Annotated in this window: 13 protein-coding genes and 1 pseudogene; 8 read left to right on the top strand and 6 right to left on the bottom strand. The window is 62.7% G+C overall.

Annotation, left to right across the window (positions count from 1 at the left end; translation table 11 throughout):
* The first annotated feature begins 81 nt into the window (after positions 1 to 81).
* On the top strand, positions 82 to 2,598 hold the full coding sequence (gene hrpB / locus AC2LD7_RS14890; RefSeq protein ID WP_484598509.1) for an ATP-dependent helicase HrpB: 2,517 nt from the start codon (positions 82 to 84) through the stop codon (positions 2,596 to 2,598).
* Between the two features lie 58 nt (positions 2,599 to 2,656).
* Here the strand turns inward: hrpB and AC2LD7_RS14885 are convergent, their stop codons facing one another.
* Positions 2,657 to 3,403 carry a substrate-binding periplasmic protein gene (locus tag AC2LD7_RS14885; RefSeq protein ID WP_484598508.1) on the bottom strand — a complete coding sequence of 249 codons (747 nt, stop codon included), beginning with the start codon at positions 3,401 to 3,403 and terminating at the stop codon, positions 2,657 to 2,659.
* A gap of 184 nt (positions 3,404 to 3,587) precedes the next feature.
* Here AC2LD7_RS14885 and AC2LD7_RS14880 point away from each other — a divergent pair, with 184 nt between their 5' ends.
* Positions 3,588 to 4,430, top strand: a complete 843-nt coding sequence (locus tag AC2LD7_RS14880) for an SDR family oxidoreductase (RefSeq protein ID WP_484598507.1) — start codon at positions 3,588 to 3,590, stop codon at positions 4,428 to 4,430.
* Between the two features lie 2 nt (positions 4,431 to 4,432).
* Here AC2LD7_RS14880 and AC2LD7_RS14875 read toward each other — a convergent pair.
* Together AC2LD7_RS14875 and AC2LD7_RS14870 are read right to left on the bottom strand one after the other, a co-directional pair.
* Positions 4,433 to 4,539 (bottom strand): annotated as a pseudogene (locus AC2LD7_RS14875) (neutral zinc metallopeptidase); the annotation flags it as partial.
* A 123-nt stretch (positions 4,540 to 4,662) separates the two neighbouring features.
* Positions 4,663 to 5,097 carry a DUF411 domain-containing protein gene (locus AC2LD7_RS14870; protein ID WP_484598506.1) on the bottom strand — a complete coding sequence of 145 codons (435 nt, stop codon included), beginning with the start codon at positions 5,095 to 5,097 and terminating at the stop codon, positions 4,663 to 4,665.
* Between the two features lie 182 nt (positions 5,098 to 5,279).
* Here AC2LD7_RS14870 and AC2LD7_RS14865 point away from each other — a divergent pair, with 182 nt between their 5' ends.
* Positions 5,280 to 5,846, top strand: coding sequence for a DUF4345 domain-containing protein (locus AC2LD7_RS14865; RefSeq protein WP_484598505.1), 567 nt, complete (start codon positions 5,280 to 5,282; stop codon positions 5,844 to 5,846).
* Positions 5,847 to 6,055: 209 nt separating this feature from the next.
* Here AC2LD7_RS14865 and AC2LD7_RS14860 read toward each other — a convergent pair whose 3' ends face one another.
* On the bottom strand, positions 6,056 to 6,391 hold the full coding sequence (locus tag AC2LD7_RS14860) for a YkvA family protein (RefSeq protein WP_484598546.1): 336 nt from the start codon (positions 6,389 to 6,391) through the stop codon (positions 6,056 to 6,058).
* A gap of 126 nt (positions 6,392 to 6,517) precedes the next feature.
* Here AC2LD7_RS14860 and AC2LD7_RS14855 point away from each other — a divergent pair, with 126 nt between their 5' ends.
* Together AC2LD7_RS14855 and AC2LD7_RS14850 are read left to right on the top strand one after the other, a co-directional pair.
* A complete protein-coding gene (locus tag AC2LD7_RS14855; protein ID WP_484598545.1) occupies positions 6,518 to 7,468 on the top strand; it encodes an SdiA-regulated domain-containing protein in 951 nt (316 codons plus the stop codon).
* 206 nt (positions 7,469 to 7,674) lie between these two features.
* Entirely contained in the window at positions 7,675 to 8,031 is a 357-nt protein-coding gene (locus AC2LD7_RS14850) for a hypothetical protein (protein WP_484598544.1), read from the top strand.
* A gap of 5 nt (positions 8,032 to 8,036) precedes the next feature.
* Here AC2LD7_RS14850 and AC2LD7_RS14845 read toward each other — a convergent pair whose 3' ends face one another.
* Both AC2LD7_RS14845 and AC2LD7_RS14840 read right to left on the bottom strand, forming a co-directional pair.
* Complete coding sequence (locus AC2LD7_RS14845; RefSeq protein WP_484598504.1) at positions 8,037 to 8,780, bottom strand: phosphatase PAP2 family protein; 744 nt, start codon at positions 8,778 to 8,780, stop codon at positions 8,037 to 8,039.
* 44 nt (positions 8,781 to 8,824) lie between these two features.
* Entirely contained in the window at positions 8,825 to 10,783 is a 1,959-nt protein-coding gene (locus AC2LD7_RS14840; RefSeq protein ID WP_484598503.1) for an LTA synthase family protein, read from the bottom strand.
* 108 nt (positions 10,784 to 10,891) lie between these two features.
* On the opposite strand from AC2LD7_RS14840, the gene AC2LD7_RS14835 reads away from it, so the two are divergent.
* The 3 genes from AC2LD7_RS14835 to AC2LD7_RS14825 all read left to right on the top strand — a co-directional run bounded on the left by AC2LD7_RS14835 (position 10,892) and on the right by AC2LD7_RS14825 (position 13,595).
* Positions 10,892 to 11,575 carry a response regulator transcription factor gene (locus AC2LD7_RS14835; RefSeq protein WP_484598502.1) on the top strand — a complete coding sequence of 228 codons (684 nt, stop codon included), beginning with the start codon at positions 10,892 to 10,894 and terminating at the stop codon, positions 11,573 to 11,575.
* Positions 11,565 to 12,836 (top strand): sensor histidine kinase, encoded by a 1,272-nt coding sequence (locus AC2LD7_RS14830; protein ID WP_484598501.1) that lies wholly within the window; start codon positions 11,565 to 11,567, stop codon positions 12,834 to 12,836. The genes AC2LD7_RS14835 and AC2LD7_RS14830 overlap by 11 nt, the downstream gene beginning before the upstream one ends.
* 81 nt (positions 12,837 to 12,917) lie before the next feature.
* Positions 12,918 to 13,595 (top strand): class I SAM-dependent methyltransferase, encoded by a 678-nt coding sequence (locus AC2LD7_RS14825; RefSeq protein ID WP_484598500.1) that lies wholly within the window; start codon positions 12,918 to 12,920, stop codon positions 13,593 to 13,595.
* The last annotated feature ends 1 nt before the right edge of the window (position 13,596 follow it).

Below are 13,596 nucleotides of genomic sequence, written 5' to 3'. Positions count from 1 at the left end.
CCACCCTACGATCTCTTCGTCCAGCCTCCAGCGTTTTGTCGACTTTCCCTATAATGCCGCGCTCAAACCCGGAGGCCCCAGTTGCTCCTACCCATCGACGAAGCCCTGCCGGCCTTGTGCCAGGTTCTGCGTGAGCGTGACGAAGCGGTGCTCGAAGCCCCACCTGGTGCCGGCAAGACCACTCGCGTTCCGTTGGTTTTGCTGGGTGAACCGTGGCTGGACGGGCAAGTCATTCTGATGCTCGAACCGCGGCGTCTGGCGGCACGCGCGGCGGCCGAGCGCCTGGCCAGCGAGTTGGGTGAGAAGGTCGGCGAAACTGTCGGCTACCGCATCCGCCTGGACAGCAAGGTTGGGCCGAACACCCGTATCGAGGTGGTCACCGAGGGCATTCTCGCGCGCCGCTTGCAGGACGATCCGGCGCTGGAAGGCGTTGGGCTGGTGATCTTCGATGAATTCCACGAGCGCAGCCTGGATGCCGATCTGGCCCTGGCGCTGACGCTCAACGCCCGCGTGTTACTGCGCGATGAGCCGCTCAAGCTGCTGCTGATGTCCGCCACGCTGGAGGGCGCACGGCTGTCCAGCCTGCTAGACGACGCACCGGTGGTGCGCAGCGAGGGGCGCATGTATCCGGTCGCCCAGCGTTGGGGGCGGCCGTTCCAGTCCGCCGAGCGCATCGAGCCGAGAGTGGTGCAAGCGGTCTTGCAGGCGCTGGATGAAGAATCCGGCAGTGTGTTGGTCTTCCTACCGGGGCAGGCCGAAATTCGCCGCGTGAACGACGCGTTGGCCGAACAGCTGGCGGATCGAAGCGAGGTGATGCTGTGCCCGTTGCATGGCGAACTGGAGCTGGCTGCCCAGCGTGCCGCCATCGAACCGGCGCCTGCCGGTAAGCGCAAAGTGGTGCTGGCAACCAACATCGCCGAGACCAGCCTGACCATCGAAGGCGTGCGGGTGGTGGTCGATGCCGGATTGGCGCGGGTGCCTCGTTTCGATCCCGGCAGTGGCATGACCCGCCTGGATACTCGCCGTATCTCGCGCGCCTCGGCAACTCAGCGGGCGGGTCGTGCCGGACGTCTGGAGCCAGGTGCCTGCTACCGGTTGTGGTCGGAGGATCAGCATGCGCAGCTGGCCGCTTATGGCGAAGCGGAAATCCTCCAGGCCGATCTTGCCGGTGTGGCGCTGCAGCTGGCGCGCTGGGGCGTCGAGCCGGATGAACTCGCCTGGCTGGATGCACCACCTGCTGCTGCTTATGGGCAGGCGCAGGACCTCCTGCAGCGTCTCGGGGCACTCAGCCGTAACACCCGTGGCGGTTGGCAGCTGACCGCTCATGGCCAGGCCATGGCCGAGCTGCCGGCGCATCCGCGGATTGCTCATCTTCTACTGCGTGGGCAAGCGCTGGGCCTCGCACCGCTGGCGGCCGATCTCGCCGCATTGCTGGTGGAGCGCGATATCCAGCGCGGCGGGGGCACTGATATCTCCACCCGCCTCGGGCTGCTCGACGGCAGCGCCGGGCGACATGCCGGTGCTCAGCGGGTGCGTCAGCTGGCGAGGCAGTTTCGTGGTCTGCTGCGCGGCCCGACGATTGCCGCACCGGCCAATGCTTCGGATCATCGTTGGCACGGCGCGCTGCTGGCGTTCGCCTATCCTGATCGGATCGCTCGACAGCGGCGTGAGGGCGGTGGCGAGTACCGCCTGTCCAATGGCCGGGCGGCCGTGTTCGGTGAACCGGATGCATTGATGAAGGAGTCTTGGCTGGTGATCGCCGAACTGGGCAGTCGCCAGGGCCAGCGCGAGGAGCGCATCTACCGCGCCGCGGCGCTGGATCCAACATTGTTCGACGACGTGCTGGCCGAGCAGATCAGCCAACGCGACGAGCTGGAGTGGGACGAGCGCGAAGGCGTGCTGCGTGCCGAACGGCAGCGGCGCGTCGGTGAACTGGTGCTCAGCCGCGAGCCCTTGCCGGGGCTGGATGACGAAGCGCGTGGCCGCGCCCTGCTTGGATTGGTCCGTCGCAAGGGGCTGGAACTCCTGCCCTGGACACCCGAGCTGCGTCAATGGCAGGCGCGCATCGCCTTGCTTCGGCAGATCGATCTGGATACCAGCACTGCCAGCCAATGGCCGGACGTCAGCGACGCCGCGTTGCTCGAGCGTCTGGAAGATTGGCTGCTGCCCTATCTGGGCAAGGTTTCACGGCTGGCCCACTTCGCGCAGCTGGACTTGAAAAGCATGCTGGCGACGCTGCTGCCTTGGCCGTTGCCGCAGCGGCTCGACGAGCTGGCGCCGGTCGCCATCGCCGTGCCTTCGGGCTCGCGGGTTCGGCTCGATTACAGCGAGTCGCCGCCGGTTTTGGCGGTGCGTTTGCAAGAGCTGTTCGGGCTGGCCGACACGCCGCGCATCGCCGGTGGTCGGCAGGCGGTGAAGCTGCACCTGCTTTCACCGGCACGCCGCCCGGTACAGGTGACCCAGGACTTGGCGAGCTTCTGGGCCAACACCTACAGTGACGTGAAGAAAGATCTGAAAGGCCGCTACCCCAAACATTACTGGCCGGATGATCCGTTGGTCGCCGAGCCCACCGCACGGGCCAAGCCGCGCGGTACCTGAAAAGCAGCCATAAGCGGCAAGCCAGCCCGGCGCCTACATTGATTAGCTTGCAGCCGCTTTATTCCCCCGGCAGGCTCAGGTCTTCGCCTGCCGCGGCCATTTCGGCGTAGGCGCGGTCCAGCGCGTCAAGCACGGTCTGGCTGTCGGTCAACCGCCGCGACGCGATGAAGCGAATCGGCAGGTGATGGATAGTCACGTGGGGAAGCGCCTGCATGCCGAGGCGCTGTATCGCCTGGCTCACCGGAATTTGATAATCGAGCAAATAGTCAGCGCGACGGTGCTGCAGCATTTCCAGCGCGGAGGCGTGGCTGCTGGTGCGGTGCAGGCGAATGCCCAGCTTCGGATCTCGCAGCATTTGATTCACCTCCGGCCAGTAGTTGTAGCCGCCAATGATGATGACGCCGCGTCCAGCGAGGCTGTTCGGCACCTGAGGCGGTGGGGTGTCAGATCGGTGGTAGAGATTGAGGCTGATCTGCGCGAGGGTTTCGTGACCTTCGAGCGTATCGGCAAGCAGCTCCGGTTTCCCTGGTGCACCGGGCCATACATCGACGGAGCCGTCCTTCAGGGCTGCATACAGGCGTGCGCTCGGTAATCCACGAAACCGCGCCTGATAGCCGGCATGTTCGAGTACGCGACGGGTGAGGTCCACGACCGGCCCCTGCGGTCGGCCCTGTGCATCGCTATAGATGGCCGGCGGGAAGTCGTAGTAGCCAACGGTCAGGGTTCGCGACGGTTCAGTCTCGGACGCGGCGAAGCAAGGTCCGGCCAGAACCGCCGCAAACGACATCCAGAGTAAAGGCTTCAAGGTAATTCACTGCCCCTTGTGGTTTGCGCGTCGGCAAGCATGGTCGCCGGGCGCTTTGCTGTCTAGAACGAAGGGTCGCCCAAACGCGGCCGCGGATCAACGCCAGCCGACTATGCTTGAACCATGAGCGGCACCACGACCGACAGGCTGTGGGTGTCTCGAGCAGCCTCGGATGGAGTGGTTCATGTATCGCAAGGTATTCACCAACAAGGTGTTCGATCGCAAGGTCGTGCTGATCACAGGTGGCTGCGCTGGGATCGGCCGCGCCCTGGCCGAGCGGATGGCTCAGGGTGGCGCGCGGCTGGTGATCTTCGATCTCGATCAGAACGCACTGGATGGCTTGGTGCAGCATCTGACCGACCACCATAACGCCGACGCGCTGGGGCTGCGTTGCGATGTGTCGGACGTGACCGCCGTGCAGCAGGCGGTGGCGTTGGTGGTCGAGCGCTTCGGTGGCATCGACGTGCTGATCAACAATGCGGGTATCACGCACCGCAGCCGTGTTGCCGACACCCAATTGGCTGTGTTCGAGCGGATCATGGCGGTGAATTTCTACGGCGCCCTGCATTGCACCCAGGCCGCGCTGCCAAGCCTGCTGGCGCGGCGTGGGCAAATCATCGTGCTCAGTTCGCTTTCACAATACGCGCCGGTACCCGACCGCAGCGCCTACAACGCCAGCAAGCACGCCCTGCATGGCCTATTCGAAACCCTGCGTACCGAGCTGACGGATACCGGCGTGAACGTGATGCTGGTCTGTCCGGGTTACACCGCTACCGATCTGCGCAAGAACGTGCTGATCGGTGACGGTTCCACTTCGCCGCAACCGGCATTGGCGCTGGGCCGCGTGGCGTCGCCGCAGGATGTCGCCGAGGCTATCTATCAAGGCGCGCTGAAGAGGCGCCGGCTGCTTGTGTTATCCAATATCGGCTGGCGCGCGCGGTTGGTGGCGCGCTGGTTTCCACGATTGTTCGAACATCTGCTGCTGCCGCGCCTGGCCGGTGCGAGGGCCTCCCAGGGCGCCAGTTAGTTTTTCGAGGCAAAGAGCACCAGCGTAGGGTCGCGATACTGCTCGCCTGACTGCTGGAACAGCGCGCGTCCCAAGTGTCCTCGGTATCACCCAGAATCGCCTGGACGAAGGCCTCCCGAGAATCTGCATCGGGTCCTGTCCCGATATCAGCCCGATCATCACCGCATGTTCGGGAGCTTCTGCCAGCCATTGCTCAATGGTTAAGACCCGTCCTGCGTTCAGCTCATCTTGCTCAGTTCGCCGGGTAATCGGCCAGTATCGATTCCTCGCCCTGTTTGTTCAGCCCGATCACCTTGTAGGCATCTTTCCGATCGCCCATTTCCATACCCGGTGAGCCCATGGGCATACCCGGCACTGCCGCGCCGATCAGGTCCGGTTGTGCGCGCAGCTTGAGAATGTCGGCCGCGGGTACGTGCCCTTCGACGAACTTTCCATCGATCACGCCGGTGTGGCAGGAGCCCAGCCGGTGCGGTACACCGAGACGACTCTTGACCGCCGCCATGTCGGCCTCGACGTGATCGGTCACGGCAAAACCGTTTTCTTCCAAGTGTTTGATCCACGAGGTGCAGCAGCCACAGTTGGCGTCACGATGAACATCGATGGCGATCGGTTCGGCAGCTTGGGCGAGGCTGGCAAAAAGGGTGGCGGCGAGCAGTAAGTGGCGCATGGGAAGTCCTCCGACGAAACAGTGCGCAGAGTACCGCCAGGTCCGGGTGCAGCCCAAGCATCAGATGTGAGTGAATGTCTCAGCCGACGATGGGTGCGGCTGCGGTGTGTTTGGCGAACCAACGCGAGCTGTTTCGGTCGGATAACCATCGTGTTGCGGAGCCGCTATCAGGAGAGTTTTCGATGCGTTTTGCCCGTTTCGTTCTGATTGTTCAAGCCGTGATCATGATCGGTTTCAGCCTCGCCTACTGGCTGCGCCCTTATGAGATGGCCAATCTGAACGGGATGCTGCTGATGGAGACCGCCTCGGTCAGCCATATGCGCGTCTATTACGGTGGGTTGCAGCTGGGCTTGGCGCTGTTTCTGCTTTGGGCGATGCAGCTCCCGGAGCGTGCCAAAGCGGCCCTGGTGATGCTGGTGATCACCATGCTCGCACTGGTTGCCGGGCGGCTCGGGTCGTTGTGGCTCGATGGCGGTGAGCTGATCGGTTTCGATCTTGCCTCGTTGGTCTACCGAGTGTTCGCCGCGCTGCTGGCGGCGGCTGCGCTGGTCATGCTTCGCGAGCGTCCGACGGCCGAGCCAGAAGCTGAGCCTCAACCCAAACGGACCCGCATGGACGATGACCCGCCCAGGCCATTTCGTGTGGGCGATGGGGCTACGGAGCTATCGACTCCTGAAGCCGATCAGGGGCCGGAGCCCTTCCGCCGCGGTGATCCGCTCCATACGGCCACCGAGACGCGCGGGACATGACATCGCGATAACAATGACGGCAAGCCGGGCAGATTTCTTCAGTCCGCAGCGCCATTGCCCGTCGTGAATTCCAGCCCCGGCTAGACCCGATTCCCCTCCATGTCGGTTGGGCTTCAGCCTCAAGGCAGACTTAAGCCTGGCCGTCGCCGGCAACTCAGCGTTGACGCAACATTTTTTTCACATCTGCTTGGTTATGTTCCCCACGTTCATCAGCGCCCGCTCAGCCAATAGGCGACCGAGGCGGCACCCAGCACCCAGACCAGCATTACCGCTGCTGCCCCGGCCGGGCTGGCCGGGCGGGCGTCGTGCCGCTGCTCCCAGGCGAGCGCCTGGGCGCGGCAAGCGGTGAGGATGTCGGCGGGCATCAGGCGCACGGCCAGCCAAATTCCGAGTGGCAACAGGATCAGGTCGTCGAGATAGCCCAATAGCGGGATGAAGTCCGGGATCAGATCGATCGGGCTCAACGCGTAGGCCACGATGGTGAGCACAAGCACTCGTAGCCACCAGGGCGTATCCGGGTGGCGGGTACAGAACCAGAGCGTCATGACGTCACGTTTAAGCGTGCGTGCCCAGCCTTGCAGGCGGGACTTGAAGCGGGACAGACCTGACACCGGATGATCCTTGAGATGAAAGCCACTGGCCGCGCCAGCGATAAGGAAAGCACCGCGATGATGCAGATAAACCCTCACCCCACGCAACGCATGACCACGTTGCGCAATGGCCGCTATCGACTATTCGGTCTGGCTGCATTGTTGGCCGCTGGTCTGGCGACCACTGTGGCGCTGCACTGGAACGAGCGCCTTTATTTTTATCTGACCAGCGAGGTGAATGGCAGCGGCGATAACGCAGCGAATCGCTGGTTGCCCGATTACGGTGTGATGATCGACGCCAAGCCGATCGAGGGCATTCGCAAAAACCTTTCGGCAATCACCTATGACGCCGATCTCGACCGCCTGCTGGCCGTGGTCAACGGCGGGCCTACTGAGCTGGTGACGCTGAGCAAGACCGGCGAGCTGCTCGAGCGCTACCCATTGCAGGGCTTCGGCGATGTCGAGGGCTTGGCCTACATGGGCAACGGCCGAGTCGCGGTGTCGGACGAGCGTGCGCAACAGGTGAGCATCTTTCAGTTACCGGCGTTGCCGCGGTCGATTGATATATCCGAGGCGCAGTTCTTTTCTCTGGGGATCAATCTCAACGGCAACAAGGGCTTCGAGGGCTTGACGTATGACGCGGCTGGGGACCGTCTGTTCATTGTCAAAGAGCGCGACCCGCGTCAGCTCTACGAGGTCCGTGGCGTCGCAGCGAGCCTGGAGGGACGACTGCAATTGGTGATTCACGACCGCAGCGCCTGGATCGCCGATCAGGTGTTCGCCACTGATTTATCGGATATCAATTTCGATGCTGAAACCGGTCATCTGATCCTCCTCAGTGACGAGTCGAAGTTGCTGATGGAACTCAGCGACACGGGCCGCATGCTTAGCTATCGCAACCTCAACGGCTTCTTTAGCGATCTGCGCCGAACCGCGCCGCAACCCGAGGGCGTGGCCGTCGACAACGACGGGACGCTCTACGTGGTCAGCGAGCCCAACCTGTTCTACAGCTTTCGCCGTCAGGGCAGCTAACCGCACCCTTTGGCGTTTCACGTTTCATTCACATCGGTTTGACGAAACCCCGACAGCAGCCTGTACAGACTTGATGGTACCGCCGCAGCAGCCCTTGCGTCGCTGCGGGTCCGTCTCCTCTGTGTTCAGGTGAACCGATGATTGCGCACGTCCTGCTTCCTGCCCAAGCCACCAGTCGGCGCAGCAAACTGCCGCATCGTCGCTCGATGTTGCTGGTGGTGCTGCTCGCTGGCCTGTCCCTGGCCGGCTGCCAGAGTTCCGGCCAACGGCTGCTCGCCGAAGGCTACCCGCCGGAGTATGCCGATGGTTTCGAGGCTGGCTGTGGCAGCGGTCGCCAGGCCGCAGGTGCGCTGGCTGAGTTTCGCAAGGATGTGCCGCGCTACCTGAGCCAGCCGCTGTATGCCGAGGGCTGGAACGACGGCTATCGCCAATGCCAGGCGACGCAGGAAGCCAGTGGCGGGCTCTCTGCCTGGCGCTCCAACGCGCTGGAGCGCCAGCGTGATCGTGAATGGCGGCATCACGTCGACCAGGCCAAGGCCCAAGCGTTCCGCCGGAAACCTTGAGGCGGCTATAGCGCCGGGTCGATTGCGCTCAGGTCGTTTGCAACGGCTTCGCTGGGCAGGCGATAGAGCACAAGGCGGTAGCAAAATAGGCAGATCATCCAGTCGAACAGCATCGTCCAGATGTTGTGCGACAGAAAGTGCGCGCCCTGCATCACTCGGCTGACGGAAAACAGCAGGCCCAATCCCAGCGCAAGACCCAATCCGTACCGCGCCGCACGGGGATGCCGGTCCCGCAGAAAGAAAAACAGCGCGAACAGCGAAAAGCCTGCCGAGGCATGACCGCCAGGCCAGCAGCGGCCTGGTTTGAGCGTCGGTGCACGTGGGCTCAACAGCGGCGTATAGGTTTCGTTGCCGCCGAACTCGGTGAGGCTCCAGGGGCAATGCACACCGGTCAGCGCTTTTAGCGGTGTGACGATGGCAGTCGACAACCCGAGCGCCAGCACCAGATAGCCCAGCCGCCGTCGCCAAGCGGCAAGACGGGTCGGCAGCAGGCTGAGCATGAAGCCGGCAATCGCCAGTAGGCCAATGGCGATCACCGCCTGTTTCGCTCGGTCGTGTAACACGTCTTCGAGGAGCCAGCTGTGTTTGCCCGCGAAGCCGTCCTGCGCGCTGTAGAACCAGTTGGAAATGGCGAAATCGAGGCCGCTCGGGTCAGTGACCAGCAGCAGGGCCATGATCAGCACCGGAAGGCCGAACCAGAGACTGAAGCTGAAGGGTCGGGACGTCGTTGTGTACGTGGCTGGGGTCATGTTGGGCTCAATCGATGGCCCCGTTTACACGGGGCGGAAGGGTCTCAGCGCTGGCTGAGGCGGGTGCCGGAAGGCGATGTGGGCAGCCAGCTCAGCAGCGCATGGACATAGTCATGGCTGGCACCCTGGTAATAGGCGATATCGCGCGCGACCAGGCTATCGTCCGGCGTCGTCTGGGATTCTCGGCTGATTTGAAGTGCATCGTCGTGGCGACGCACCACCCGGCGAGGGCTGAGAATCGCCAAGTCTTTGCCGTCGAAAAGCCCCAGGTGTTGGTAGTTGCCAATCAGAGCCCGGCCTGGCTGGGCATCGTCGCGCAGGATGTTGCGACCGAAGAAGGTCGAGACGTAGTCCAGGTTGAGCAGGCCGAGCAGCGTCGGTGCGATGTCGATTTGGCTGGCGACCGTCGATACTTCGCGCGGTGCGATGAGCTTCGGCGCATAGACGAACAGTGGAATGTGATAGTTGGCCACCGGCAGATCCTGCGAGCCTGCGCTGCCGGCGGTGTGGTCGGCGACGAAGATGAAAAGTGTCTCGTCGAACCAGGGTTTGCCGCGGGCGTCGCGCAGGAACTCGCCGATCGCATGATCGGTGTACTTCACCGCGCCTTCCCGGCCATCACCCGATGGAATATCGATGCGGTCCTCGGGGTAGGTATACGGCCGATGGTTGGATGTAGTCATCAGCTGCAGGAAGAAGGGTTTGCCGGCCGCATGGTCGGCATCCGCCTCCTTGATCGCCAGGCGATAAAGATCTTCGTCGGCCATGCCCCAGGCGTTCTTGAAATGAATGTCCGCTTCGTCAGCGCTGCTCTGGTCGACGACGCGATAGCCGTTGCCACTGAAAAAAGCGCTCATGTTGTCGAAGTAGCCCCGTCCGCCATACAGGAACGCGCTATCGTAGCCTTGTGCCGTGAGCTGCTGGCCGAGGCTGGCGAAGCCGCTTTCACGGCCGATTCGCTTGACGATCGAGCGCCCTGGAGTGGGTGGCACGGACAATGTGATGGCTTCCAGGCCGCGGTCGGTGCGTGTCCCGGTGGCGTAGAAGTTGTTGAAGAACAGGCTCTGACGGCGTAACGCGTCGAGGTTCGGCGTCAACCCGCGCGTGTCACCGAAGCTGCCCAGGTATTTGGCGCTAAGGCTTTCGATGGTGACGAGCACCACGTTGAGTGTCTTCGGTTGTCCCGGGTTATCGATTACACGGCGAATATCCAATGGATCGCTGCCGATGAACCGTGCGTTGGGTTCGCTGATTTCACGACGCAGCTGCTCGGCCACTTCGATCTCCGGCAGGGTGGCATAGAACTGTTGGTAGTCGAGTTCATTGTTGCGAAAGGCCGCGAAGAACTGGAACGGACCATTGCTCGCCAGTTCACGCTGATAGGCATTGCCGCCGGAGCTGCGAGGAAAGTCTTGACCGACAGTCAGCGCTACGCCAAATGCCAGGCCCGTCAGGCTGGCAATTGCAGCCATGCGCCCGCGCCATGGCAGCAGGGGCGCGTCGAGGGCGTGGCGCAGGGGGCGCTGCAGCGCGGCGACGACGAGCAGTGTCAGAAGCGCCAACAACGCCAGCAATGGATAGATCGGATAGGACTCGAGAATGTTGTTAACGACCTCATCGGAATAGACCAGGTAATCCACGGCGATGAAGTTGAAGCGCACCCCGAACTCGTCCCAGAACAACCATTCGGCCACCGCGGTGAACAGCATGGCGTAGAGGCTGATAGCCAATAACAGCTGCAGCCAGGCCCGATGCCAAGGTTTATTCCAGAGGCGCTCGGGACAGAGCAGGAGGTACATGCCAAGTGGTACGGCGGCAAACGCCAGGTAGGCAAGATCGTAGAGCAGCCCCACGCCATAAACGGTCAATAGCCCGCTGGCGCTGGTTCCGGCTTCCTGCCAATGATTGACCAGCAATGCCGTGCGGGTGAGCAGAAAGGCCACCAGCCAGAGGCCGAGTAGCAATGAGAGGTAACGGAGCTGAGCATGGCGGAGCGTTGGCATCGTATGATTCCGAAAGGGGAAAACGTGCCGAAGTCTGTCGACGTACCCGTGAGCCCTTCGTCAAGAAGCTGTGAAAAAAACGTCATTTGTTCCTGCGAGCGAGCCGCCATGCGCATTCTGGTCATCGAAGACAACCGAGACATCCTTGCCAACGTGCTGGATTACCTCGAACTCAAGGGCTACGTGGTCGACTGCGCCCAGGACGGGCTGAGTGGGCTGCACCTGGCCGCGACCAGTCACTACGATCTGATCGTGCTGGACATCATGCTGCCGGGCATCGACGGTTTGCAGGTGTGCAAGCGCCTTCGTGAAGACGCCCGGCGCGATACGCCAATCATCATGCTGACGGCGCGCGACGCGCTCGATGATCGCTTGCAGGGGCTCGGCGTCGGCGCCGACGATTATCTGGTCAAGCCGTTCGCGCTGTCTGAGCTGGTCGCGCGCATCGAAGCCGTGCTGCGGCGCAGCCAGGGCTCACGCAAAAATGAACTACAGGTCGGCGATCTGCATTACAACCTCGATACGTTGCAGGCCACTCGCGGCGGCCAGCCGTTGCGGCTGAACCCCATCGGCCACAAGCTGTTGAAGATCATGATGCAAAAGAGCCCAGCGGTGGTACGCCGCGAGCAGCTGGAAGAAGCGCTATGGGGCGACGATATCCCCGACAGTGACAGCCTGCGCAGTCATATTCACCAGTTGCGCCAAGTGCTCGACAAACCCTTCGCCGCGCCGCTGCTGCACACCGTGCATGGCGTCGGCTTCCGCCTGGCGGAGATGACCCATGCTGGCTAAACAGCCCTTCGCGCGGCGCATCGTCATTGCCTTTACATTGATGGCTCTTGCGGTGAGCGGCATGTTCTCCCTCGGCATCGTCGCCGTGGTGCATTCCATCGAGGAGCACTTGGTAATCGAGGAGTTGGACCGCGAGCTGGATATCGTACTTTACGAGGACCTTCGCCAGGGCATTACGCCGCGTCTGGATTCAAGTACTACGTTCTATGCCTCGAACATGCCTCAGTACGCTGTGCCTGAAGAACTGGCGAAGTTGGCTGAAGGTTTCACCGAGCTGGTCAGGGGCGATGAGGCGTATTACGTGTATGTCCGCGAAATCGCTGGCGAGCGCTATCTATTGGTGCGGGAGCAGCATGCGTTCGAGGCCCGTGAAAATGCACTGTTCAATGTGGTGCTCGCAGGTTTTCTGCTCAGCGTTGCCGGCGCCTGGGTGCTTGGCCGGCTGATGGCTCGCACGGTGATGGCGCCGGTAACGCGACTGGCCCAACAGGTGCGCCATCGCGATCAATTGCATCCGTTGGCGCCACCGCTGGCGCTGCAGTATCCCGACGACGAGGTGGGCCATCTGGCTGCGGCCTTCGACAGCACCCTTGGTCAGCTGCGTCAAACCCTGGAGCGCGAGCGGCTGTTCACCGCCGATGTCAGCCACGAGCTGCGCACACCGCTGATGGTCATTCTCGGTGCTTGCGAATTGCTCGATCAGGCCGAGCTGCCGGACAAGTCCGGCACCCAGGCGCAGCGCATCGAACGTGCTGCAAAGGAGATGCACGAGTTGGTGCAGACCTTTCTGATGCTCGCGCGCGCCCGGCCGGAACAGACAGCGCTGGGCGGCAGCGCCAGCCTGGCCAGCGTCGCTGAGGAGCAGGCCGAACGCTGGGGACCGCTGATGCGCGACAAAGGGCTGAGTTTCGAGGTGATCGCGGAAGGCGAAAGCGCGGGCGAATACAACCACACGCTGTTGAGCACGGTGATGTCCAACCTGTTGCGCAATGCCCTGCACTACACCGAAAGCGGCACGGTATGCCTGATTCTCGAACGCACCGGGTTTCGCGTCGAAGACACCGGCGTCGGCATCCCGCTGGATCAGCAACAACTCATGTTTCAACCATTCGTGCGCGGCGCCGAGGTACGCGGTGAGGGGCTCGGACTGGGCCTGTCACTGGTCAAGCGGATCTGCGTGCATCAGAGCTGGGAAGTCGGCGTGCGGCAACGCGAACCCCAGGGCAGTTGCTTCCGGGTACGGCTGAATGGCGATCCTTGACGTTTTTTTCACATCCTTTTGACAGAGCCTTGATCCCGGCCTCGCTAATTTGGCGTTCTGCTTCTAATCGGAACGCCCGCCATGACGAGATCGAGCCCCATCGAACTGGAGTTCTCGCGCAAATACGACCGCGAGCACGCCCATCAATACCTGCAAAAACACCAGGACGGTCTCGCGCGACGCCTGTCGCACTGGCGTGACGAGCAACTGGCGCGGCGCGCGCTGAAACTTGCCGGCGACCCCGATCTGGTGCTCGACCTGCCTTGCGGCGCCGGGCGTTTCTGGCCGCTGCTGGCCGAACACCCGAGCCGGATGATCTTCGCTGCGGACAATTCCGCCGACATGCTGGCGATCGCCCAGGCCGCGCAGCCGCTGGACGTGGTCAATCGGGTGGAAACCTTCCAGACCTCGGCGTTCGCCATCGACATGGGCAATAACGCTGTCGACAGCATCTTCTGTATGCGTCTGCTGCATCACATTGCCGATCCGGTCCATCGTCTGGCCATGCTGCGTGAGTTTCATCGGGTCAGCCGCGACACGGTGATTCTGTCGCTGTGGGTGGACGGTAACTACAAGGCCTGGAAACGCAAGCGCCTGGAGCGTCGTCGCCCGGCCAAGGTCAATCAGAACCGCTTCGTCGTGCAGCGCTCGGTGGTCGAGGCCGAGTTTCGTCAGGCCGGCTTCGACATCGTCGGACACAGCGACTTCCTTCCCGGCTACGCGATGTGGCGGGTCTATGTGTTGCGCAAAAGGGGCTGAG

The organism is Stutzerimonas sp., from assembly GCF_982611455.1.
Note: the sequence above shows the minus strand (reverse complement) of the source record. Positions and strands in the feature narration are given on the sequence as shown.

Bases quoted from the DNA above. Each gene is read 5' to 3' on its own strand.
- AC2LD7_RS14880 (WP_484598507.1), top strand. From the start codon at position 3,588: ATGTATCGCAAGGTATTCACCAACAAGGTGTTCGATCGCAAGGTCGTG.
- AC2LD7_RS14870 (WP_484598506.1), bottom strand. From the start codon at position 5,097: ATGCGCCACTTACTGCTCGCCGCCACCCTTTTTGCCAGCCTCGCCCAA.
- AC2LD7_RS14865 (WP_484598505.1), top strand. From the start codon at position 5,280: ATGCGTTTTGCCCGTTTCGTTCTGATTGTTCAAGCCGTGATCATGATC.
- AC2LD7_RS14860 (WP_484598546.1), bottom strand. From the start codon at position 6,391: ATGACGCTCTGGTTCTGTACCCGCCACCCGGATACGCCCTGGTGGCTA.
- AC2LD7_RS14855 (WP_484598545.1), top strand. From the start codon at position 6,518: ATGCAGATAAACCCTCACCCCACGCAACGCATGACCACGTTGCGCAAT.
- AC2LD7_RS14850 (WP_484598544.1), top strand. From the start codon at position 7,675: ATGTTGCTGGTGGTGCTGCTCGCTGGCCTGTCCCTGGCCGGCTGCCAG.
- AC2LD7_RS14845 (WP_484598504.1), bottom strand. From the start codon at position 8,780: ATGACCCCAGCCACGTACACAACGACGTCCCGACCCTTCAGCTTCAGT.
- AC2LD7_RS14840 (WP_484598503.1), bottom strand. From the start codon at position 10,783: ATGCCAACGCTCCGCCATGCTCAGCTCCGTTACCTCTCATTGCTACTC.
- AC2LD7_RS14835 (WP_484598502.1), top strand. From the start codon at position 10,892: ATGCGCATTCTGGTCATCGAAGACAACCGAGACATCCTTGCCAACGTG.
- AC2LD7_RS14830 (WP_484598501.1), top strand. From the start codon at position 11,565: ATGCTGGCTAAACAGCCCTTCGCGCGGCGCATCGTCATTGCCTTTACA.
- AC2LD7_RS14825 (WP_484598500.1), top strand. From the start codon at position 12,918: ATGACGAGATCGAGCCCCATCGAACTGGAGTTCTCGCGCAAATACGAC.